At 53.4% G+C, this 21,215-nt stretch carries 18 protein-coding genes; 7 read left to right on the forward strand and 11 right to left on the reverse strand.

Annotation, left to right across the window (positions count from 1 at the left end):
* Positions 1–145 precede the first annotated feature (145 nt).
* On the reverse strand, positions 146–649 hold the full coding sequence (gene mobB, locus ACOTXL_RS18375; RefSeq protein WP_003861899.1) for a molybdopterin-guanine dinucleotide biosynthesis protein MobB: 504 nt from the start codon (positions 647–649) through the stop codon (positions 146–148).
* The gene (gene mobA, locus ACOTXL_RS18380; RefSeq protein ID WP_045350721.1) at positions 646–1,230 is read right to left on the reverse strand and encodes a molybdenum cofactor guanylyltransferase MobA; all 585 of its coding nucleotides are present in this window, start codon (positions 1,228–1,230) and stop codon (positions 646–648) included. The genes mobB and mobA overlap by 4 nt, the downstream gene beginning before the upstream one ends.
* A gap of 68 nt (positions 1,231–1,298) precedes the next feature.
* Between mobA and ACOTXL_RS18385 the strand changes: the two genes are divergently transcribed.
* The 3 genes from ACOTXL_RS18385 to dsbA all read left to right on the forward strand — a co-directional run bounded on the left by ACOTXL_RS18385 (position 1,299) and on the right by dsbA (position 3,281).
* Positions 1,299–1,568 (forward strand): YihD family protein, encoded by a 270-nt coding sequence (locus ACOTXL_RS18385; RefSeq protein WP_003861904.1) that lies wholly within the window; start codon positions 1,299–1,301, stop codon positions 1,566–1,568.
* Between the two features lie 75 nt (positions 1,569–1,643).
* Positions 1,644–2,630, forward strand: a complete 987-nt coding sequence (locus ACOTXL_RS18390; RefSeq protein ID WP_003861905.1) for a serine/threonine protein kinase — start codon at positions 1,644–1,646, stop codon at positions 2,628–2,630.
* A 27-nt stretch (positions 2,631–2,657) separates the two neighbouring features.
* Positions 2,658–3,281, forward strand: a complete 624-nt coding sequence (gene dsbA, locus ACOTXL_RS18395) for a thiol:disulfide interchange protein DsbA (RefSeq protein WP_003861908.1) — start codon at positions 2,658–2,660, stop codon at positions 3,279–3,281.
* A gap of 22 nt (positions 3,282–3,303) precedes the next feature.
* On the opposite strand, the gene ACOTXL_RS18400 is transcribed toward dsbA, so the two are convergent.
* A complete protein-coding gene (locus ACOTXL_RS18400) occupies positions 3,304–4,212 on the reverse strand; it encodes an acyltransferase (RefSeq protein WP_003861910.1) in 909 nt (302 codons plus the stop codon).
* Positions 4,213–4,651: 439 nt separating this feature from the next.
* Here ACOTXL_RS18400 and polA point away from each other — a divergent pair, with 439 nt between their 5' ends.
* On the forward strand, positions 4,652–7,444 hold the full coding sequence (gene polA, locus ACOTXL_RS18405) for a DNA polymerase I (protein ID WP_045350722.1): 2,793 nt from the start codon (positions 4,652–4,654) through the stop codon (positions 7,442–7,444).
* 311 nt (positions 7,445–7,755) lie between these two features.
* Here the strand turns inward: polA and yihA are convergent, their stop codons facing one another.
* Positions 7,756–8,385 carry a ribosome biogenesis GTP-binding protein YihA/YsxC gene (gene yihA, locus ACOTXL_RS18410; RefSeq protein ID WP_003861913.1) on the reverse strand — a complete coding sequence of 210 codons (630 nt, stop codon included), beginning with the start codon at positions 8,383–8,385 and terminating at the stop codon, positions 7,756–7,758.
* Positions 8,386–8,964: 579 nt separating this feature from the next.
* Here yihA and yihI point away from each other — a divergent pair.
* Together yihI and hemN are read left to right on the forward strand one after the other, a co-directional pair.
* Positions 8,965–9,480 (forward strand): Der GTPase-activating protein YihI, encoded by a 516-nt coding sequence (gene yihI / locus ACOTXL_RS18415; protein ID WP_014885763.1) that lies wholly within the window; start codon positions 8,965–8,967, stop codon positions 9,478–9,480.
* Positions 9,481–9,668: 188 nt separating this feature from the next.
* Entirely contained in the window at positions 9,669–11,042 is a 1,374-nt protein-coding gene (hemN, locus tag ACOTXL_RS18420; RefSeq protein ID WP_023315061.1) for an oxygen-independent coproporphyrinogen III oxidase, read from the forward strand.
* Between the two features lie 51 nt (positions 11,043–11,093).
* Here the strand turns inward: hemN and ACOTXL_RS18425 are convergent, their stop codons facing one another.
* The 4 genes from ACOTXL_RS18425 to glnA all read right to left on the reverse strand — a co-directional run bounded on the left by ACOTXL_RS18425 (position 11,094) and on the right by glnA (position 15,365).
* Entirely contained in the window at positions 11,094–11,204 is a 111-nt protein-coding gene (locus ACOTXL_RS18425) for a YshB family small membrane protein (RefSeq protein WP_017382667.1), read from the reverse strand.
* 110 nt (positions 11,205–11,314) lie between these two features.
* Positions 11,315–12,727 (reverse strand): nitrogen regulation protein NR(I), encoded by a 1,413-nt coding sequence (gene glnG / locus ACOTXL_RS18430; protein ID WP_003861919.1) that lies wholly within the window; start codon positions 12,725–12,727, stop codon positions 11,315–11,317.
* Between the two features lie 11 nt (positions 12,728–12,738).
* Positions 12,739–13,788 carry a nitrogen regulation protein NR(II) gene (gene glnL, locus ACOTXL_RS18435; RefSeq protein WP_045350723.1) on the reverse strand — a complete coding sequence of 350 codons (1,050 nt, stop codon included), beginning with the start codon at positions 13,786–13,788 and terminating at the stop codon, positions 12,739–12,741.
* 167 nt (positions 13,789–13,955) lie between these two features.
* Positions 13,956–15,365: a glutamate--ammonia ligase gene (glnA, locus tag ACOTXL_RS18440; RefSeq protein WP_003861925.1), complete on the reverse strand. Its 1,410-nt coding sequence runs from the start codon at positions 15,363–15,365 to the stop codon at positions 13,956–13,958.
* Between the two features lie 377 nt (positions 15,366–15,742).
* On the opposite strand from glnA, the gene typA reads away from it, so the two are divergent.
* A complete protein-coding gene (gene typA, locus ACOTXL_RS18445; protein WP_045350724.1) occupies positions 15,743–17,566 on the forward strand; it encodes a ribosome-dependent GTPase TypA in 1,824 nt (607 codons plus the stop codon).
* Between the two features lie 79 nt (positions 17,567–17,645).
* On the opposite strand, the gene ompL is transcribed toward typA, so the two are convergent.
* From ompL to ACOTXL_RS18460, 3 genes are all read right to left on the reverse strand, one after another.
* Positions 17,646–18,332: a porin OmpL gene (gene ompL / locus ACOTXL_RS18450; RefSeq protein ID WP_003861929.1), complete on the reverse strand. Its 687-nt coding sequence runs from the start codon at positions 18,330–18,332 to the stop codon at positions 17,646–17,648.
* 74 nt (positions 18,333–18,406) lie between these two features.
* Positions 18,407–19,750 (reverse strand): glycoside-pentoside-hexuronide (GPH):cation symporter, encoded by a 1,344-nt coding sequence (locus ACOTXL_RS18455; protein ID WP_045626050.1) that lies wholly within the window; start codon positions 19,748–19,750, stop codon positions 18,407–18,409.
* A gap of 43 nt (positions 19,751–19,793) precedes the next feature.
* Positions 19,794–21,176: an MFS transporter gene (locus ACOTXL_RS18460; RefSeq protein WP_003861932.1), complete on the reverse strand. Its 1,383-nt coding sequence runs from the start codon at positions 21,174–21,176 to the stop codon at positions 19,794–19,796.
* Between the last annotated feature and the right edge of the window lie 39 nt (positions 21,177–21,215).

Here is a 21,215-nt window from a genome sequence, read left to right on the forward strand (position 1 = left end):
CGATGGTAGTGTGGGGTCTCCCCATGTGAGAGTAGGGAACTGCCAGGCATCAAACAAGTGAAGAGGCCATCCGCAAGGATGGCCTTTTTGCGTTTGTTTGCTGAAAAACGGCAGGCCGTAAGGCGAAGCCGTCACCCGGCAGATTTCAGACTGCACACCACGCCGAAATAAACGCTGCAATCCCCTCCACATTATTTAAATCCAGAACCGGTACTTTCAGCGTCAACGCAACGTCACTGGCCACGGCAATCACATGTTCATCCAGCGTTAACTCACTTACGTCATGTCCGGCATCGCTTCTGAATAGCAGGATCTTCGCAACAGCCTCATGCTTAAACCCCTCAACCAGCACCAGATCCAGCGTGGAGTGATCCATCCGGCTGACAAGATAAGCGAGATCCAGCGGTGCTTCATCCGGTGTTTCTGTCATTAACGCCCAGCGCTGGTTACTCGCCACCATCGTTTGTGCAGCGCCAGCCTTACGCAGCTCATAGCTATCTTTCCCCGGTTTATCGACATCCATGTTATGGTGCGTATGCTTAATCAATCCGGGACGAATGCCTTTGGCGCAAAGTGCAGGTATCAGTTTTTTTAGCAGCGAAGTTTTCCCGGTGCCACTCCAGGCTGAGATCGCTAATACGGGTATCATTTTCTCTCCTGCATCATCTGCAAATCTTCCGTCGTGTTTACATTCACAAACGCCGATTTCATGTCGCTGAAATCAACGGAATGCCCTCCGGACTGGCGCATAAATACCATGACGCGTCGCTCTCCTGCGGCCAGGTAATCTTCCAGCGCGGATATTAACGAGCGATTAATCAATGCGATCGTTGGATGGTCGCGTTCACCGTCGTGTACCCAGACGACGGGAGCACCACCGCGCCGCTGCACCAGACGTTCAACCAGACAGGACGGGATGAAGGGCGTATCACATGGACAAAAGAGAAACCACTCTCCGTACGACTGCTGCATAACAGAAAGCATTCCCGCCAGCGGACCGGGGTAGTCCACCAGGTTATCCTGATAAACCGGATACCCGCTGCGCTGATAAATATCAACATGTCGATTAGCGCTGATCGCCATCGATGACACCTGATCTGCAAGCGTATCAGCAACATGCTGCCATAATGGTGTGTTGTTCAGGAGCTGAAGTCCCTTATCCTTTCCACCCATTCGCGTTGCCCTGCCCCCGGTCAGAACAACCCCGATGATTTCCTGGCATTGATTCACGAATATCGCCTCTTTTATTGTGGGATTGACCCTGCTAACGTGTCTCTCTAAATGAAAGGAGCACTACCATGAAATGTAAACGTCTTAATGAAGTCATTGAGCTTCTCCAGCCGGCCTGGCAAAAAGAGCCAGAGCTGAATCTGATGCAATTTTTACAGAAACTGGCGAAAGAGTCAGGTTTTGATGGCGAACTGGCGGACCTTTCTGACGACATCCTGATCTACCACCTGAAAATGCGTGACTCGGCTAAAGATGCTGTTATTCCTGGCATTCAGAAAGATTATGAAGAGGATTTTAAAACCGCATTACTGCGCGCCCGAGGCGTAATTAAAGAGTAAAAGCTTGTAAGCGGAGCCACCGAAATCGCCACAAGATGATATCCTGAATCATTCGTATAATTTCCGGATGATCGGATGAACGACCAGGCTTTTACTTTCCAGACACTACACCCGGATACCATTATGGATGCGCTGTTCGAGCAGGGTATTCGGGTGGATTCCGGGTTAACCGCTTTAAACAGCTACGAAAACCGTGTCTACCAATTTCAGGACGAAGAGCGCCAGCGCTTTGTCGTAAAGTTTTACCGTCCACAGCGCTGGTCCGCAGAACAAATTCAGGAAGAACATCAGTTTGCCCACGATCTACTGGATGACGATGTTCCCGTTGCGGCACCGATTAAATTCAATAACCAAACGCTGCTGACCCATCAGGGCTTTTACTACGCGGTATTTCCGAGCCTGGGCGGAAGACAGTTTGAGGCAGATAATATCGATCAGATGGAATGGGTTGCCCGCTATCTGGGGCGCATTCATCAGACGGGACGTAAAAAACCGTTTGTTGCCCGTCCGACGATTGGTGTTCAGGAATATCTTATTGAGCCGCGACAGGTATTCGAAACATCGGCGCTGATCCCGAATGCACTAAAGGATAATTTCCTCACGGCGACCGATAAGCTTATTGATGCTGTAAAAGCCTGCTGGCGGGATGATATTACTACTCTGCGCCTGCACGGTGACTGCCACGCCGGGAATATTCTCTGGCGCGATGGGCCGCTATTTGTCGATCTTGATGACGCACGTATGGGACCCGCGGTGCAGGATCTATGGATGCTACTCAACGGTGATAAAGCCGAGCAGCGCATGCAGCTTGAGACCATAATTGAAGCTTATGAAGAATTTATCCCCTTTAATTCAGACGAAATTGCCTTGATAGAGCCTTTACGTGCGATGCGATTTGTTTATTATCTCGCGTGGTTAATCAGGCGTTGGGAAGACCCGGCTTTTCCCCGAAATTTCCCCTGGCTTACCGGGGAGGATTACTGGCGCAACCAGATATCCACATTTACCGAGCAGGTTAAGGTTCTACAGGAACCCCCTTTGCAATTAACGCCGATGTATTAATTGGACACACCCAGGAGAGAGTTGATCATGAAAAAAATTTGGCTGGCGCTGGCTGGTATGATTCTGGCATTTAGCGCAACTGCTGCGCAGTTTACCGACGGCAAGCAGTACATTACGCTAGACAAGCCTGTTGCTGGCGAGCCTCAGGTGCTGGAGTTCTTCTCCTTCTACTGCCCGCACTGCTACGAGTTTGAGCAGGTACTTCATGTTTCTGACAACGTGAAGAAAAAGCTGCCGGAAGGCACCAAAATGACGAAATACCACGTTGAGTTCCTTGGCCCACTGGGCAAAGATCTGACTCAGGCATGGGCGGTCGCGATTGCGCTGGGTGTGGAAGATAAGATCACCGCGCCTATGTTTGAAGCCGTACAGAAAACCCAGACCGTACAAACTACGGCAGATATCCGTAAAGTGTTCGTAGATGCCGGTGTGAAAGGTGAAGACTACGACGCTGCCTGGAACAGTTTTGTGGTGAAATCTCTCGTGGCACAGCAGGAAAAAGCTGCCGCTGACTTTCAGTTGCAGGGCGTGCCGGCGATGTATGTTAACGGCAAATACCAGGTGAATATGCGTGGTATGGACACGACCAGCATGGATATCTTCGTACAACAGTACGCTGATACCGTGAAATACCTGGTTGAGAAAAAGTAACAACCATAAAGAAAAACGCCGGTCACTGACCGGCGTTTTTGTATGAAGATTTAATCTTCGCTATCTGCTCGTCTTTCTCTTTCCAGAGTGTATTAAGCCAAAGCTGGAAACGACGTTTGAAGTTTTTATCGTTGACGTAATCCCCGTGCAGTTCAGTATTGACGGGCACCAGATCAACGCGGACAACGATACGCGTCAGCCTGCCGCTGAGCATGTCGTAGAATGGCGTCCTGTCGTTTTCCGGATAGCAGAGCGTTACGTTCAACAATTTATCGAACTGCTCACCCAGCACGTTGAGCGCCATTGCGATGCCCGCAGCCTTTGGCGGCAACAGGTTCTGATAAGGAGAGCGAGTTTGCTGGCGCTTCTCTTCGGTAAAGCGCGATCCTTCGACGAAGTTAACAATGGTGGTGGGATGCGCGCGAAACTTCTCGCAAGAACGGCGCGTGGTTTCCACGTCCTTACCGCGGCGTTCCGGATGACGAATCAAATAGCTGCGTGAATAGCGTTTCATAAACGGCATATCCAGCGCCCAGCAGGCCAGACCAATGAAAGGCACCCAGGCCAGCTGCTGTTTCAGAAAGTATTTATTCATCGGAATGTGTTTGCGAAACAGTACGCACAATACAACAATGTCGGCCCAGCTGTGGTGATTGCAGATCAGCAGATACCAGTTCTTTTTGTTCAGCTTCTCCAGACCCTGAACGTCCCACTTCAGCCAGGGGTTCAGATGCAGCAGGATCGCCAGGCCTTCACACCAGCAGTACATCATAAAATTACAAAAAGCAGACACCGCGCGCCATACCGGAGGGACAGGCAACAGGAGCTTAATTATTCCGGCAACGATGATTGGCACAGAACAGGCGATAGTAACCAGAATAGTTAAAATGACGCTTAATAATAATGTTATCGCAGCGAGTATTCTCGACATGATGAATTTTTTCAGATAGTTAGCTGTAATTGAGCAGCCGGCTATCCGGTGCTGGGCGCCGATCTTATCAGAAATTCGCTCAGACCAGGGCGCTTTCACACCAGGAGGCCGCGGCTTTTCCTGGCAGGCCGCGAATTTTTCCCTATAGACAAGGTGCTTAAGCCTTATATCCACATAGACTAAATAACCATCAGTGAGGTGCGATCTTAATTGATCTTGTATTAATTGTTTGATTTAAATGGATAAATAAGTTTTCAATATTACTTTTATCAAGCTGTTATTCACCTGTATTAAAAATATGCACAAACTTATCCACAGTTTTGTTTTGCGAGCGATCTTCCCGATCGCAAAATCTTTTTCTGTATAAAGCGCTAAAACCTGATGTTTTCATCCTTCTGTGGCATCCTTTACCCATAAATTCATAACAGGCACGGACATTATGGTTCAGATCCCAGAAAACCCACTTATACTCGTCGATGGCTCTTCTTACCTGTATCGGGCGTATCATGCGTTTCCTCCTCTGACCAACAGCGCAGGGGAACCTACCGGCGCAATGTACGGCGTGCTGAATATGCTTCGCAGCCTGATTCTGCAATACCACCCAACCCATGCGGCCGTGGTGTTTGATGCGAAGGGTAAAACCTTCCGCGATGAATTATTTGAGCACTACAAATCACACCGTCCCCCTATGCCTGACGATCTGCGTGCGCAGATTGAACCGCTGCACGCTATGGTGAAAGCGATGGGGCTGCCACTGCTGGCGGTCTCTGGCGTTGAAGCTGACGACGTAATTGGTACCCTGGCGCGCGAAGCGGAAAAAGCAGGCCGCCCGGTTCTGATCAGTACCGGTGATAAAGACATGGCGCAGCTGGTAACGCCAGGGATTACGCTGATCAACACCATGACAAACACCATTCTTGGCCCGGAAGAAGTGGTCGCCAAATATGGTGTGCCGCCAGAGCTCATTATTGATTTCCTCGCCCTGATGGGCGATTCCTCGGATAACATTCCTGGCGTGCCGGGCGTGGGTGAAAAAACAGCTCAGGCGCTGCTGCAAGGGCTGGGCGGGCTGGATACGCTGTATGCAGAGTCCGACAAAATTGCCGGTCTTACCTTCCGTGGCGCAAAAACCATGGCCGGAAAGCTCGCCGATAACAAAGAGGTGGCTTATCTCTCCTATCGGTTGGCCACTATCAAAACTGACGTAGAGCTGGAGCTTACCTGCGAGCAGCTGGAAGTGCAGGAACCCGCCGCCGACGAACTGCTTGGTCTGTTCAGAAAATACGAATTTAAACGCTGGACCGCGGATGTTGAAGCCGGGAAATGGCTTCAGGCGAAAGGGGCTAAACCTGCGGCGAAGCCGAAAGAGACCATCGTTGTCGATGCCGAAGAGCAGGCAGAAGAAGAGGCGATAGCGCTCTCCTTCGACAACTATGAAACCATCCTGGAAGAGTCACGGCTCGTCGCCTGGATTGAAAAGCTGAAAAAAGCGCCAGTCTTTGCTTTCGATACCGAAACGGATAGCCTTGATAACATTACGGCTAATATGGTGGGTCTGTCATTCGCGACGGAGCCGGGTGTTGCCGCCTATGTTCCGGTTGCTCACGACTATCTGGATGCGCCGGAGCAAATCTCCCGCGAGCGCGCCTTAGAACTGCTGAAGCCGATTCTGGAAGACGAGAAAGCGCTGAAGGTCGGGCAAAACCTGAAGTATGACCGCGGTATTCTGCAAAACTACGGCATTGAGCTGCGTGGTATCGCTTTTGACACCATGCTTGAATCTTACATTCTGGACAGCGTGGCGGGCCGCCATGATATGGATTCCTTATCCGATCGTTGGCTGAAACACAAAACCATCACCTTTGAAGAAATTGCCGGTAAGGGTAAAAATCAGCTGACCTTTAACCAGATCGCGCTGGAAGAGGCAGGCCGCTACGCCGCGGAAGACGCTGACGTCACGCTACAGCTGCATCTCAAAATGTGGCCGAAATTGCAGAAGCACGAAGGGCCGCTGAATGTGTTCGAGAACATTGAGATGCCGCTGGTGCCTGTGCTGTCCCGCATTGAGCGCAATGGCGTTAAAATCGACCCAACGGTGCTGCATAACCACTCTGGTGAGCTGGCGCAGCGCCTGACCGAGCTTGAACAGAAAGCGCATGAGCTTGCTGGCGAGGCATTTAACCTGTCTTCACCGAAACAGCTGCAAACCATCCTGTTTGAAAAACAGGGTATCAAGCCGCTGAAGAAAACCCCGGGCGGCGCTCCTTCAACGTCTGAAGAGGTGCTGGAAGAGCTGGCGCTGGACTATCCGCTGCCAAAAGTTATTCTGCAATACCGCGGTCTGGCTAAGCTGAAATCGACCTATACCGACAAACTGCCGTTGATGATCAACCCGAAAACGGGCCGCGTGCACACCTCCTATCACCAGGCTGTGGCGGCGACCGGGCGACTTTCGTCAACCGATCCTAACCTTCAGAACATTCCGGTGCGTAATGAAGAGGGCCGCCGTATTCGCCAGGCTTTCATTGCGCCAGAGGATTATCTGATTGTCTCCGCGGACTACTCGCAAATCGAACTGCGTATTATGGCGCACCTGTCACGCGACAAAGGCCTGCTGACGGCCTTTGCCGAAGGGAAGGACATTCACCGGGCAACCGCTGCCGAAGTGTTTGGGCTGCCGCTGGAGAGCGTGACAAATGAGCAGCGTCGTAGCGCAAAAGCGATCAACTTCGGTCTGATTTACGGCATGAGTGCCTTTGGTCTTTCACGCCAGCTCAATATTCCGCGTAAAGAGTCGCAGAAGTATATGGATCTCTACTTCGAGCGGTATCCGGGCGTGCTGGAATATATGGAACGTACCCGCGCGCAGGCGAAAGAGAAAGGCTACGTTGAAACGCTGGATGGCCGTCGTCTCTACCTTCCGGACATCAAATCCAGCAACGCCGCGCGCCGCGCGGGTGCTGAACGTGCTGCGATTAACGCCCCTATGCAGGGCACTGCGGCGGACATCATTAAACGCGCAATGATCGCCGTCGATGCCTGGTTGGAAAAAGAGAAGCCGCGCGTGAAAATGATCATGCAGGTACACGATGAACTGGTCTTTGAAGTTCATAAAGACGATCTGGAGACGGTCTCTCAGAAGATCCATGAACTGATGGAAAACAGCATGAAGCTGGACGTTCCGTTGCTGGTGGAAGTGGGTAGCGGCGAAAACTGGGATCAGGCTCACTAAGGGCTAACGGAATAACGCGCGTTTTATGTAAGTAAGCAACATAAGTACGCGCGTTTTGTGACGATCATTAGAATTCCCTATGTAAAGAATGAAAAAAAACTACAAAAAGTGCTTTGTCCAGCGATAAAAAAAGAGTAGAGTTAACGACGTAGGGTACAGAGGTAAGATGTTCTATCTTTCAGACCTTTTACTTCACGTAATCGGATTTGGCTGAATATTTTAGCCGCCCCAGTCAGTAATGACTGGGGCGTTTTTTATTGCGGCAAAGAAAGTTTCAGGCGAAAAAAGCGCGGTCATCGCCGCGCCTGTTATTACTCTGCTTCCGCTTCTGTCGCCGGTTCCAGATCGTTAAACCAGCTGTCGAGCTTCTGACGCAGTTTATCCACGCCCTGCTTTTTCAGCGAGGAGAACGGTTCAACCTGTACATCACCGTTGAATGCCAGCACCGCTTCACGAACCTTATTCACCTGTGCCTTGCGCGCGCCGCTCGCCAGCTTATCCGCTTTTGTCAGCAGTACCAGCACCGCAATATCGCTTGCCACCGCCCAGTCAATCATCTGCTGGTCGAGATCTTTCAGCGGATGACGAATATCCATCAGCACCACCAGGCCTTTCAGACACATGCGTTTTTCCAGGTATTCACCCAGCGCACGCTGCCATTTGATCTTCATCTCTTCCGGTACCTGCGCGTAACCGTAGCCCGGTAAATCGACCAGGCGTTTGCCTTCAGCCACTTCAAACAGGTTAATCAGTTGTGTACGGCCAGGTGTTTTTGAGGTACGCGCCAGGTTTTTCTGATTGGTCAGCGTATTCAGGGCACTGGATTTTCCCGCATTGGAGCGGCCAGCAAATGCCACTTCAATCCCTGTGTCTGAGGGCAGGTGGCGAATATCGGGCGCACTAGTGACAAAATGCGTCTGTTGGTAGTTCCAGGTAGTCACGTGGTCGTCTCCAAAAATCGTAATCTGCGGGGATTATACCTGAATGCGGGCAAAAGGCTTTTCCCTTCGTCATTGACATGTAAGTGAAAGCCCTGCGAAATGTAAGAGATTTGCCCTTAAGCGTATGAGAAATTTAAGAGAAATCGCAGGGGCTAAAAAACTCAAGATATTAAAATTCAAAGAGTTATTAATGAGTAATTATCTGAAAATCCGGTTTTGTACCTTTTCGTTGCTTGTTAGTTTAAAGGAACAAGGTAAAGTGTGTGCTACGGCGAGGATGCCAACAGGATAACGACTTAAGGATAAGGGTCAGGAGCGCCAGGAGGCGAAGACTCAGGATTGTCAGGACGACCGGCGCCTGGAGGCGTTTTTAACAGGAAACGGAACCGTATCACGGACGGTAGTAGCCAAGGGATAAACAGGGTTTGTTGCAGGCAAACAGGGAATGTCTGACCCGTTAAGGGTTGTGAGTCAGGAAAAAAGGCGACAGATTGCTCTGTCGCCTTTTTTCTTTGCTTGCTTTCTGCTAGATTTCGCCGCAATTCTATACTGAAGAAAACGACTTAAAGATAAAACATCATGAAAAAACCGACCTCCGCTGCGGGCGCGAAACGCCCTGCAAAAGCACGCCGCAAAACGCGCGAAGAACTGAATCAGGAAGCGCGCGATCGCAAACGCGATAAAAAACATCGTGGCCATGCTGCGGGTAGCCGTGCTAACGGTGGCGGTGCCGCAGGCGCTTCTGCAAAAGGCAAACAGCAGAAAGATCCTCGTATCGGCAGTAAAACTCCCATTCCACTGGGCGTGACAGACACCCCGGTCACTAAGCAGCACAAACCAAAGAGCGAGAAACCTATGCTTTCACCGCAGGCTGAGCTGGATTTGCTGGAGAACGATGAGCGCCTGGACGCGCTGCTGGAACGTCTTGAAGAGGGTGAAACCTTGACCGCCGAAGAGCAGTCATGGGTGGATGCCAAACTGGATCGCATCGACGAGCTGATGCAGAAGCTGGGTCTGTCTTACGATGACGAAGACGACGAAGAAGAAGACGAAAAGCAGGAAGATATGATGCGTCTTCTGAAGGGTGGAAACTAACATTTGCACCCGGCAGGTACACTCGTCCTGCTTATAACCCTTCCGGTTATATGTTATCTGGTGTGGTTATTCGTTAAACTACGGCGGTTGTCGCGGCGACAGAAGTGGCTGCGCACCCGAATGATGGCCCGCAACGGGACCAGAACGGGCCGCCGTATACGAACGCGACACCAACGGAAGGAGTGAGCATGTCTGTACCATCTATCGACTGGGATTTGGCCCTGATCCAGAAATATAACTATTCCGGGCCGCGTTATACCTCATACCCCACCGCGCTGGAGTTTTCTGACGCTTTCGGCGAGGCGGATTTTCAGCATGCTGTGGTGCGCTATCCCGAGCGCCCGCTGTCGCTCTACGTCCATATTCCATTCTGCCATAAGCTCTGCTACTTCTGCGGCTGCAATAAAATCGTTACCCGCCAGCAGCACAAAGCCGATCAATACCTCGATGCGCTCGAACAGGAAATTCTGCACCGCGCACCGCTGTTTAAAGGGCGTCACGTTAGCCAGCTTCACTGGGGCGGTGGTACGCCAACCTATCTGAATAAAGCGCAGATCAGCCGCCTGATGGCGCTGCTGCGCGACAATTTCAGTTTTAACGACGACGCCGAAATTTCGATCGAGGTCGATCCACGTGAAATCGAGCTGGATGTGCTGGATCATTTACGCGCTGAAGGCTTCAACCGCCTGAGTATGGGCGTACAGGACTTCAATAAAGAAGTACAGCGCCTGGTAAACCGCGAGCAGGACGAAGCGTTTATCTTTGCCTTACTCAACCATGCGCGTGAAATCGGCTTTACCTCAACGAATATAGACCTGATTTACGGCCTGCCGAAGCAGACGCCGGAGAGCTTCGCCTACACGCTTAAACGCGTGGCTGAGCTTAACCCGGACCGTCTGAGCGTCTTTAATTACGCGCACCTGCCGACGCTGTTCGCCGCTCAGCGCAAAATCAAAGATGCGGATCTGCCTTCCGCCCAGCAGAAGCTAGACATTTTGCAGGAGACCATCGCCTCGCTGACCGAAACCGGCTATCAGTTTATCGGGATGGATCACTTTGCCCGCCCTGACGACGAACTGGCAATTGCCCAGCGCGAAGGTGTACTCCACCGTAACTTCCAGGGTTACACCACCCAGGGCGATACCGATCTGCTCGGAATGGGCGTCTCCGCCATCAGCATGATTGGCGACTGCTACGCTCAGAACCAGAAAGAGCTGAAGCTGTACTACCAGCAGGTTGATGAAACGGGTAACGCATTGTGGCGCGGCATTGCGTTAACGCGTGACGACTGCATCCGTCGTGATGTGATTAAGGCGCTTATCTGCAACTTCCGTCTCGAATTCCGCGAGGTGGAGTCGCAATGGGATCTGCAATTCAGCGATTACTTTGCCGAAGACCTGAAACTCCTTGCGCCGCTGGCGAAGGACGGGCTGGTGGATGTGTCGGAAAGCGCGGTGGTCGTCACGCCGAAAGGACGTCTGTTGATTCGTAATATCTGCATGTGCTTCGATGCCTATCTGCGTCAGAAGGCGCGTTTACAGCAGTTCTCGCGGGTGATTTAAGTTGAAAAGCCGGGTAAGCGAAGCGCCACCCGGCTTTTCATCAACAGCTCGTTAGCTAAACAGCCCAACCAGCGCCGCACACAGCACCGCCGCAACGGCAGTTTGTGGCGTGTGGCTTTCTGCTGCTCCGCTCGAAAGCAAAGTCACTAATGATTCCAGCATGATGCTCCCCCCTGTTTCCGGGCACGATCATACAAAACTCATCGGAACAGTAAAGCGCAAAATAACGGCACTTTGCGCTCAATTAGTAACCTTTACACAGCGGAGTAAGATCACTCCATTCCCAGCTCTTTCAGCTTGCGCGTCAGGGTGTTTCGACCCCATCCCAACAGGCGAGCCGCTTCCTGTTTGTGGCCCTGGGTATGACGAAGCGCGGTAGTTAACAGCGTGCGCTCCATCTCAGGCTGCGCTTCGGAGAGCAGATTTTGATGACCGGAACGCAGCGCGCGATCTGCCCACTGCGCCAGCAGCGTCGCCCAGCTGTCCGGCAGCGCATGTCCGGCGGTGCTTTCGGGCACGGTGGCTTCAAACAGCTCGGCGGGGAGATCCTGAATCAACACTTCCTGTCCGGCGGCCATCACGGTCAGCCAGCGACAGGTGTTTTCCAGCTGACGCACGTTGCCAGGCCACGCCAGACGGGTGAGGGCGGCATCCGTTTCCGGATGAAGCTGCTTGGCTTCCACGCCCAGCTCGCGGGCCGCCACTTGCAGGAAATGGCGCGCCAGACGCGGGATATCTTCCCGACGCTCGCGCAGCGGCGGCAGGTGGACACGGATCACGTTCAGACGATGGAATAAATCCTCACGGAATTTCCCCTCCTGCACGCGCAGCTCCAGGTTCTGGTGCGTCGCGGCAATAATACGCACGTCCACCTTCACCGGCGCATACCCGCCCACGCGGTAAAACTGGCCATCTGCCAGCACGCGCAGCAGTCGGGTCTGAACATCCAGCGGCATATCGCCGATTTCATCCAGGAAAAGCGTGCCGCCGTCAGCCTGTTCAAAGCGTCCCTGACGAATGGTATTGGCTCCGGTAAACGCCCCTTTTTCGTGGCCGAACAGCTCAGATTCAATTAAATCCTTAGGGATCGCTGCCATGTTCAGGGCGATAAAGGGGGCTTTCGCCCGCGGGCTGTGGCGATGCAGGGCGTGTGCAACCAGCTCTTTACCGGTCCCTGATTCACCGTTAATCAAGACGCTGATAGACGAGCGCGACAGACGCCCGATGATGCGAAACACGTCCTGCATGGCCGGCGCTTCACCGATGATGTCCGTCGTAGGCCCGAAATCCGGCGCGTGGCGGGGCTGCTGTTGCTCCTGATAGTGGCTGATGGCGCGTTCGACCAGGGCAACGGCTTCGTCGATATCAAACGGTTTTGGCAGATAATCAAACGCCCCCTGCTGGTAGGCGCTAACGGCGGCATCCAGGTCGGAGTGGGCGGTCATTATGATGACCGGAAGCATGGGGTGGCGCTGTTTGATCTGCTTTAAGAGCGCCAGTCCGTCCATGCCCGGCATGCGAATATCCGAGAGCAGAACGTCCGGCGTTTTGGTGGTGAGTGCGTCGAGCACCTCGCTGCCGCTCTCAAACGTCGTGCAGCTTAATCCCGCTCCTGTGAGTGCGCGTTCAAGCACCCAACGGATGGAGCTATCGTCATCGACTACCCAGACTATCCCTCGTTGCATAAACGTCACCTTTATTTTTTAATCGGCAGGAAAATCGAAAACTCGGTATGTCCCGGCCAACTGGTAAATTCAATTTTGCCGGAGTGTTGGTCAATCAAATTTCGGGCTATGGATAACCCCAGCCCGGTGCCGCCTTCGCGACCGCTGACCATCGGGTAGAACAGAGTGTCCTGGAGATGCGGCGGGATCCCCGGCCCGTTATCTTCCACATCAATACGTGCCGCCAGACGATAACGCACTCCGTGCAGCGTCAGCTGGAACGCGGTGCGGGTACGCAGAATAATTTCGCCACCCTCCGGGCCCAGCGCCTGCAACGCGTTACGCACAATGTTCAACAGCACCTGTTCAATCTGGTCCGGATCGTGCGCCAGCTCCGGCAGGCTTGGGTCGTAATCACGCACCAGCGTGACGTTATCCGGCAGCTCCATAGAGACGAGTTTCACCACCCGCTCCGCGACCTTGTGAATGCTTTCTGAAACATGCATCCCCGGCTGCTGTGGCCCGAGCAGGCGATCGACCAGATTACGCAGACGGTCCGCCTGCTCAATAATGACGTTGGTATACTCCGCCAGGGCAGGGTCAGGCAGCGCTTTGGTCAAAAGCTGTGCCGCACCGCGTAAGCCGCCCAGCGGGTTTTTGATCTCATGGGCCAGCCCGCGCACCAGGTCGCGCGCCGCAATCTGCTGCGCATGCTGAAGCTGCTCCTGGCTGAGACGACGTTGGTTATCCATCGGCGCCATTTCCAGCAGAATCATGCCATCTGGCAGGCGCTGTGCGGTGAGGGACAAAATATGCGAGCGTCCGTCAATCACCAGCGTCACTTCGTTATCGGTGAAGCCCTGACCCGCCTGCAAACTCTCCTGCATCAGACCAATATTCAGCGAGAAATAGCTCAGCAGTTCCGGCAGCGGCGTGCCAAACAGTTTTCTGGCGCTTTGGGCGAGCAGCTGTTGCGCCGCCGGGTTGGCGTAATGCACCGCCAGCTCGTCGTCGACCAGCAAAATACTGTTAATCAAAGAATTGAGGATCTGCCCAGCATCGGGCAGCGTGCCAGTTGCCATTCAGCAGTCTCCTGGAGTCGTTGCACTATTTTAGTGCAGTATAGCGTTTTAGAGGTAAAAAGCGCGTGAGATCAGGTTGTTGGTGGAGAAAAAAGCCCATCCGAAGATGGGCTAAAGTTTCCACGGCAATTACTCCCGACGCGTATGCGCCGGGTAAAACAAAACAATTAAACGCTGTAGTACAGTTCAAACTCAACCGGGTGCGGCGTCATGCGAACGCGGTCGTTTTCTTCGGTACGCAGCGCGATGTAAGCGTCGATAGCTTCATCGGTGAACACGCCGCCAGCGGTCAGGAACTCGCGGTCTGCGTCCAGCGCTTGCAGGGCTTCTTCCAGAGAGCCGGCAACCTGTGGGATCTCTTTCGCTTCTTCTGGCGGCAGGTCGTACAGGTTTTTGTCCATGGCTTCGCCCGGGTGTATCTTGTTCTTGATACCGTCCAGACCGGCCATCAGCAGTGCTGCGAAGCACAGGTATGGGTTAGCCGCCGGGTCCGGGAAGCGCACTTCGATACGACGCGCTTTCGGAGACGCAACCACCGGGATACGGATAGAAGCAGAACGGTTACGGGCAGAGTACGCCAGCATCACGGGTGCTTCGTAGCCTGGAACCAGACGCTTGTAGGAGTTCGTGGTCGGGTTCGCCAGGGCGTTGATCGCTTTAGCGTGTTTGATAACACCGCCGATGTAGTGCAGCGCCTGCTCAGACAGACCCGCATACTTGTCACCAGAGAACAGGTTGGTGCCGTTCTTGGACAGGGACATGTGGCAGTGCATGCCGGAACCGTTGTCGCCAAACATTGGTTTTGGCATGAAGGTCGCGGTTTTACCGAAACGGTGCGCAACGTTGTGTACAACGTATTTGTAGATCTGAATCTCATCCGCTTTTTTGGTCATGGTGTTGAAGCGGGTAGCGATCTCGTTCTGGCCAGCCGTTGCCACTTCGTGGTGGTGCGCTTCAACAACCAGGCCCATCTCTTCCATGATCAGACACATGGTAGAACGGATGTCCTGTGAAGAATCGACCGGAGGAACCGGGAAGTAACCGCCTTTCACGCCCGGACGGTGACCTTTGTTACCACCTTCGTACTTGGTGGAAGAGTTCCATGCGCCTTCGATGTCATCGATAGCGACGTGGGAGCCAGAAATGGAAGCACCAAAACGGATGTCGTCGAACAGGAAGAACTCTGGCTCTGGCCCGAACAGAACGGTGTCTGCGATGCCGGTAGAGCGCAGGTACTCTTCAGCGCGTTTTGCGATGGAGCGTGGGTCACGGTCATAGCCTTGCAGCGTGCCAGGTTCCAGAATATCGCAGCGGATGATCAGCGTAGGTTCTTCGTAGAACGGGTCAATGAGCGCAGTGGTTGCATCTGGCATCAGAACCATGTCGGATTCGTTAATGCCTTTCCAGCCGCCAATGGAGGAGCCGTCAAACATTTTGCCTTCTTCAAAGAATTCGGCGTTCACCTGATGAGCAGGGATCGTGACGTGCTGTTCTTTACCTTTGGTATCGGTGAAGCGCAGATCAACAAACTTCACTTCATGTTCGTTCAGCATCGTCAAAACGTGTTCAGCGGACATACTTAACTCTCCAGATTGGTCATTGTCGTCGTGGTAACGAGGTCTTCAAATCGGCTGGGCTGCCATATTTTTACTGTATTTCTGTAAAGCGAAATCTGTGCCAACTTTTAAAACACCCCAAAAAGGCGTTATCATGCGCACCATAGTGCAGAAGGGCTGCACCACATTGGATTTGTTGCACCATTATAGTGCTTCTGTGTGAACATCGAGCACCATATTGGTGCAATTTACGTTAAAGTGCCCTTTTACCGCTCCGTGAAAGCGATCACAAAGCATCTCTGCAATACTTGTTTGCGGGGGATGTTTGTGATCCTGTTTTGTAGTGCGATTAATCCGTGTACAATAACGCGCTATTTCTAAATGCCTGAGGCAAAGTTGTGATCGAAAAATTGCGTAATATCGCCATCATCGCGCACGTCGACCATGGTAAAACTACCCTGGTTGATAAGCTGCTACAGCAGTCCGGTACGTTTGATGCTCGTGCCGAAACTCAAGAGCGTGTGATGGACTCCAACGATTTGGAGAAAGAGCGTGGGATTACCATCCTCGCCAAAAACACCGCTATCAAATGGAATGACTACCGTATCAACATCGTTGATACCCCAGGGCACGCCGACTTCGGTGGTGAAGTTGAGCGCGTGATGTCCATGGTGGATTCCGTGCTGCTGGTGGTTGACGCATTTGATGGCCCTATGCCGCAAACGCGCTTCGTGACCAAAAAAGCATTTGCCCACGGCCTGAAACCTATCGTTGTGATCAACAAGGTTGACCGTCCTGGCGCGCGTCCTGACTGGGTTGTTGACCAGGTCTTCGACCTGTTCGTTAACCTCGACGCGACCGACGAACAGCTGGACTTCCCTATCGTTTATGCGTCTGCGCTGAACGGTATCGCCGGTCTGGATCACGAAGACATGGCGGAAGACATGACTCCGCTGTACCAGACGATTGTTGACCGCGTTCCTGCGCCAAACGTTGACCTGGAAGGCACCCTGCAAATGCAGATCTCTCAGCTCGACTACAACAACTATGTTGGCGTAATCGGCATTGGTCGTATCAAGCGCGGTAAAGTGAAGCCTAACCAGCAGGTCACTATCATCGATAGCGAAGGGAAAACCCGTAACGGTAAAGTCGGTAAAGTGCTGACTCACCTGGGTCTTGAGCGTATCGAGAGCGACATCGCTGAAGCGGGCGACATCATCGCCATCACCGGTCTGGGTGAACTGAACATCTCCGACACCATCTGCGATCCGCAGAACGTCGAAGCGCTGCCAGCCCTGTCCGTTGATGAACCAACCGTATCCATGTTCTTCAACGTCAACACCTCTCCGTTCTGTGGTAAAGAAGGTAAGTTCGTTACCTCTCGTCAGATCCTTGACCGCCTGAACAAAGAGCTGGTGCACAACGTTGCGCTGCGCGTTGAAGAAACCGAAGACGCTGATGCATTCCGCGTTTCGGGTCGTGGTGAGCTGCACCTGTCTGTTCTGATTGAGAACATGCGTCGTGAAGGTTTCGAGATGGCGGTTTCCCGTCCGAAAGTTATCTTCCGCGAAATCGATGGCCGTAAACAAGAGCCGTTCGAAAACGTAACGCTGGACGTTGAAGAGCAGCACCAGGGTTCTGTGATGCGGGCACTGGGTGAGCGTAAAGGCGACCTGAAAAACATGAATCCAGATGGCAAAGGCCGCGTACGTCTCGACTACGTGATCCCAAGCCGTGGCCTGATCGGCTTCCGTTCTGAGTTCATGACCATGACTTCCGGTACCGGTCTGCTGTACTCCACCTTCAGCCACTACGACGACGTTCGTCCGGGCGAAGTGGGCCAGCGTAACAACGGCGTGCTGATCTCCAACGGTCAGGGTAAAGCGGTTGCGTTTGCGCTGTTCGGTTTGCAGGATCGCGGTAAGCTGTTCCTGGGTCACGGTGCTGAAGTTTACGAAGGCCAGATCATCGGTATTCACAGCCGTTCTAACGACCTGACGGTAAACTGCCTGACCGGTAAGAAACTGACCAACATGCGTGCGTCCGGTACTGACGAAGCCACGGTTCTGGTTCCACCGATCAAGATGACGCTGGAGCAGGCTCTGGAATTCATCGATGATGACGAACTGGTCGAAGTGACGCCTCAGTCAATTCGTATCCGTAAACGTCACCTGACTGAGAACGATCGTAAACGTGCAATGCGCGGTGCGAAAGAAGACTAATTCGGTTATGCCGTAGGCCGGGTAAGCGCATGCGCCACCCGGCAACGAAAAAGCCGCTGAGCGATCAGCGGCTTTTTTATTAGAACGAATACCGTAACCCTAAACGGATCCGGTACTGCTCCCGGTTGTAATCATTCCATCGGTCCAGCCACTGTAGCTCAAGATACGGCAGCCAGTTTCTGTCGATTTTATAGCTGAACTTGTTAGTAATTTCCCAGTGATGATCTTTGCCATTTTTGCTGTGGTAATCATTCACCCGCTGGAAAAAGTGCGGCTCAAAGGTGTAGAAAAACGCATCCGTCACTTTGAAATTCCAGTAGTTGGCGAATTCATGCGTGTCGTTCTTATCCATCTGCCCGTTATAGTCCGGCGTATCGTAATTGTTATGGTTATAGCGATAGCGGAACGTCAGATTAAACCAGTCCGTAAATTTGTAATTGGTATCTAAATAAACCGCGCCACCTGATCCTGCGCTGCTGTCATTAATTAAGCCGCCGGGCTGGAAGGTCAGTTTGTCGGTCGGTTTGAAGAGCGGATACCACCCCTCGATTTCGTTATAGCTGTGTTTCAGTTCGTCCCATTTCCCCACGTTATAAGCGTTGGTGAACATCAGCCCCGCGCCCATATCGAAGTTATAGCCCGCACGCAGGATCACTTCGTGCAGCTCTGAGGCGGTGTTGTAGGCTTCGCGCGTTTCGACATAGGCCCCGGCAAATACCGGGCAGGACACAGACGACACGATCAGTACGGTGATGATTCTTTTCATAATTTGTCCATGTATCAGGTACAGAAAGGCCTCCCTCCTGCTAAACAGGAAGGACATAGTGGCCGGATTTATTGTTATAAAGTGACTGCTGACGCTTTATTGTTGGTGGTTATCTCAGGGGTATTCGCTGACTGTTTTTTTCGTTTTCCAATCTCCTCGATAATAAAGGCGAAGCGCGCTTCGTTGAGTTTATAAAACAGACCCATGGTCACGGCGGCGACGATTGCCAGGCCGCACGGCCAGAGGAAAATAAGCTGACGCAAACCCAGCAGCGTGCCCGCGCTCTGCACGGCATGGGGAACGTAGCCAATCTGGGTCAGCATGATGCCGGTTTTCCACTCGCCGTAATCGACGGTATCCGGCACCAGCGCCCAGTTCAGGCTATTAACAAACGCCGTGCCGAAGAAGGCCATGCAGGAAAACAGCACGAACAGCAGGGAGCTGGTCCCCCAGAAAAAATTCAGCACGTCGCCCACCGCCCACAGCGTCAGCCCGCCCAGATAGACCGGCTTCTTGCCAAAGCGCTTCACCGCGCCAGGCACCAGAAACACGCCAATCAGAATGCAGCCCATGCTGAAAAAGCCCATCCACGACAGGAGATGCAGATCGTTCAGCACGTACTGGGTGTAATAGACCTGAATCGCCAGCTTGATGTTAAACGCGGCGAGGGTACAGAGGTTGGCGATGCACAGCACCAGCAGCGGCGGATTGCGGAAAATCGCGCAGAATGATTTCAGAATGCCGGGCTTATGGTGATCGGGCGTAAGCTCGACGTAGCGTTCTTTCACCCCGCTGTAGCACCACCACATGCAGAACAGCCCCCCGGTGACGAACACCAGCGTGGCCACCAGATAGCCGAGTGAGTGCTGGCTGATGAACAGCGCCTGAATCGGCATAAAGCCGACGGTGCAGAGCAACAGTCCTACCGTTGCGCCGCCTTGACGCCACGCCGCAAGCTGCGCGCGCTCGTTCGGGTTTTTGGTGATGGCCGGAACCATTGCACCGTAGGCGCAGTTCATCAGGCTGTAGCAGAGGCCAAACATCATGAAGAGCACGGTGGCGAGGGCCGTTTTCACCGTCAGGCTAAAGTCGTTGGCCATAAACTGCGCCGTCGCGACCAGCGCCACCGGAACGGAGGCGTAAAGTATGAATGGCCTGAACTTCCCCCTCGGGCCAATGTTACGCCGGGAATCCAGCAGCACCCCGGTCAGCATGTCGGTGAACGCGGTAAAGAACTTGGCGACCAGAAAAATGATGCCGCCGAAGAACGCGGGCATGCCCAGCTCGTCCGTGTAAAACTTCAGCAGGTACAGCGTGCCAATACACAGCATCAGGTTCGAGCCAAAATCACCCATCCCGTAGGCGCACTTCTCTCGCAGGCTCAATTTCAGGGTTAACGGATCAGTATTATGTGTCATGGTCGATCCTCAAAGCGCCCCGCAGGGCGCTCAATCACGTCATTTATGCCGTACGTTTGCGCAGTTCGATCTCTTCCACTATGCGCACATACATCTTCTCGTTGAGGTTGTAGAAGCAGCCCATCGCCACGATGGTGATGACCGCCAGCAGGCTCGGGTAGATAAATATCAGCTGCCGCAGCCCTTCAACCGTCCCGGCGGACTGCACCACGTTCGGCACATAGCCGATCTGGGTGAGCATGATCCCCGGGAAGAAGCCCGCCAGCGCCTGCGAGACCTTCCTGAAGAAGGTAAAGCCGGTGTAGACCGTTCCCTCGGAGCGCACGCCGGTGCGCCACTCGCCGTATTCCACGGTATCGGACACCAGCGCCCAGTTCAGGCTGTTCACGAACGCGGAACCGAAGAACGCCAGGCAGGAGAACGCCACAAAGCTCACCGAGCCGCCGCCGAAGAAGTAGTTAAGCAGATCGCCCGCCACCCAAATCATCAGCCCGCTGATGTAGACCTTTTTCTTGCCGAAGCGCCGCACCGCGCCGGGCATCATAAAGACGCCGATAAAAATACAGCCCATGCTGAAGAAGCCCATATACGACAGCAGGATCGGGTCGTTCAGCACGTACTGCGTGTAGTAGACCTGAATGGCGAGTTTGACGTTAAAGGCGCCCAGCGTGCACAGGTTAGCGATGCACAGGATAAACAGCGGACGGTTCCCGGCGATGGCGCGAAACGACTGCAACAGCCCCGGTTTCTGCGCCGGGTTAGCAGGCTGCGTCTCGACGTAACGCTCGGTAACGCCCTTATAGCACCACCACATAAAGAACAGCCCGAACAGCGAGAAGAGGGTGGCGGCAAAGATGTAGCCAAGCTGGTCGTTACCCTCAATCAGGTTCATCACCGGGACAAAGCCCACCGTACAGAGCAGCAGGCCGAGCGTGGCGCCGCCCTGACGCCAGGCGGCCAGCGAGGCGCGCTCGTCCGGGTTTTTGGTGATGGCGGGCACCATCGCGCCGTAAGAGCAGTTCATCATGCTGAAGAACAGGCCGTACAGCATGAACAGCACCGTCGCCATCACCGTTTTACCGGTGATTTCAAACGGTGTGCCGACGAAGTTGGCAATCGCCAGCAACGTTACCGGGAAGGCTGCATACAGCACGAACGGGCGGAATTTCCCTTTCGGGCCGATCTTGCGCCGGGAATCGAGCATGATCCCGGTGCCCATATCGGTGAAGGCGGTAAAAAACTTCGCAATCAGGAAGATAATCCCGCCGTAGGTGCCCGGCAGCCCCAGCACGTCGGTGTAGAACTTCAGCAGATACAGCGTGCCGATATCAAGCAGGATGTTAGAGCCGAGATCGCCCATCCCGTAGGCGAGTTTTTCTTTAAACGGCAGGCGCAGGGTTGCCGGATCAGAAGTATGTTGACTCATTATTGTTCTCCGTCTGCCCGCAGGTTTCCCCGCGGGCGA

Source organism: Enterobacter cloacae complex sp. IR5402, from assembly GCF_049238125.1.
In the GTDB taxonomy this organism is placed as follows: domain Bacteria; phylum Pseudomonadota; class Gammaproteobacteria; order Enterobacterales; family Enterobacteriaceae; genus Enterobacter; species Enterobacter hormaechei_C.

Bases quoted from the DNA above. Each gene is read 5' to 3' on its own strand.
- mobB (WP_003861899.1), bottom strand. From the start codon at position 649: ATGATACCCGTATTAGCGATCTCAGCCTGGAGTGGCACCGGGAAAACT.
- ACOTXL_RS18385 (WP_003861904.1), top strand. From the start codon at position 1,299: ATGAAATGTAAACGTCTTAATGAAGTCATTGAGCTTCTCCAGCCGGCC.
- ACOTXL_RS18390 (WP_003861905.1), top strand. From the start codon at position 1,644: ATGAACGACCAGGCTTTTACTTTCCAGACACTACACCCGGATACCATT.
- dsbA (WP_003861908.1), top strand. From the start codon at position 2,658: ATGAAAAAAATTTGGCTGGCGCTGGCTGGTATGATTCTGGCATTTAGC.
- ACOTXL_RS18400 (WP_003861910.1), bottom strand. From the start codon at position 4,212: ATGTCGAGAATACTCGCTGCGATAACATTATTATTAAGCGTCATTTTA.
- polA (WP_045350722.1), top strand. From the start codon at position 4,652: ATGGTTCAGATCCCAGAAAACCCACTTATACTCGTCGATGGCTCTTCT.
- yihI (WP_014885763.1), top strand. From the start codon at position 8,965: ATGAAAAAACCGACCTCCGCTGCGGGCGCGAAACGCCCTGCAAAAGCA.
- hemN (WP_023315061.1), top strand. From the start codon at position 9,669: ATGTCTGTACCATCTATCGACTGGGATTTGGCCCTGATCCAGAAATAT.
- ACOTXL_RS18425 (WP_017382667.1), bottom strand. From the start codon at position 11,204: ATGCTGGAATCATTAGTGACTTTGCTTTCGAGCGGAGCAGCAGAAAGC.
- glnG (WP_003861919.1), bottom strand. From the start codon at position 12,727: ATGCAACGAGGGATAGTCTGGGTAGTCGATGACGATAGCTCCATCCGT.
- glnL (WP_045350723.1), bottom strand. From the start codon at position 13,788: ATGGCAACTGGCACGCTGCCCGATGCTGGGCAGATCCTCAATTCTTTG.
- glnA (WP_003861925.1), bottom strand. From the start codon at position 15,365: ATGTCCGCTGAACACGTTTTGACGATGCTGAACGAACATGAAGTGAAG.
- ompL (WP_003861929.1), bottom strand. From the start codon at position 18,332: ATGAAAAGAATCATCACCGTACTGATCGTGTCGTCTGTGTCCTGCCCG.
- ACOTXL_RS18455 (WP_045626050.1), bottom strand. From the start codon at position 19,750: ATGACACATAATACTGATCCGTTAACCCTGAAATTGAGCCTGCGAGAG.
- ACOTXL_RS18460 (WP_003861932.1), bottom strand. From the start codon at position 21,176: ATGAGTCAACATACTTCTGATCCGGCAACCCTGCGCCTGCCGTTTAAA.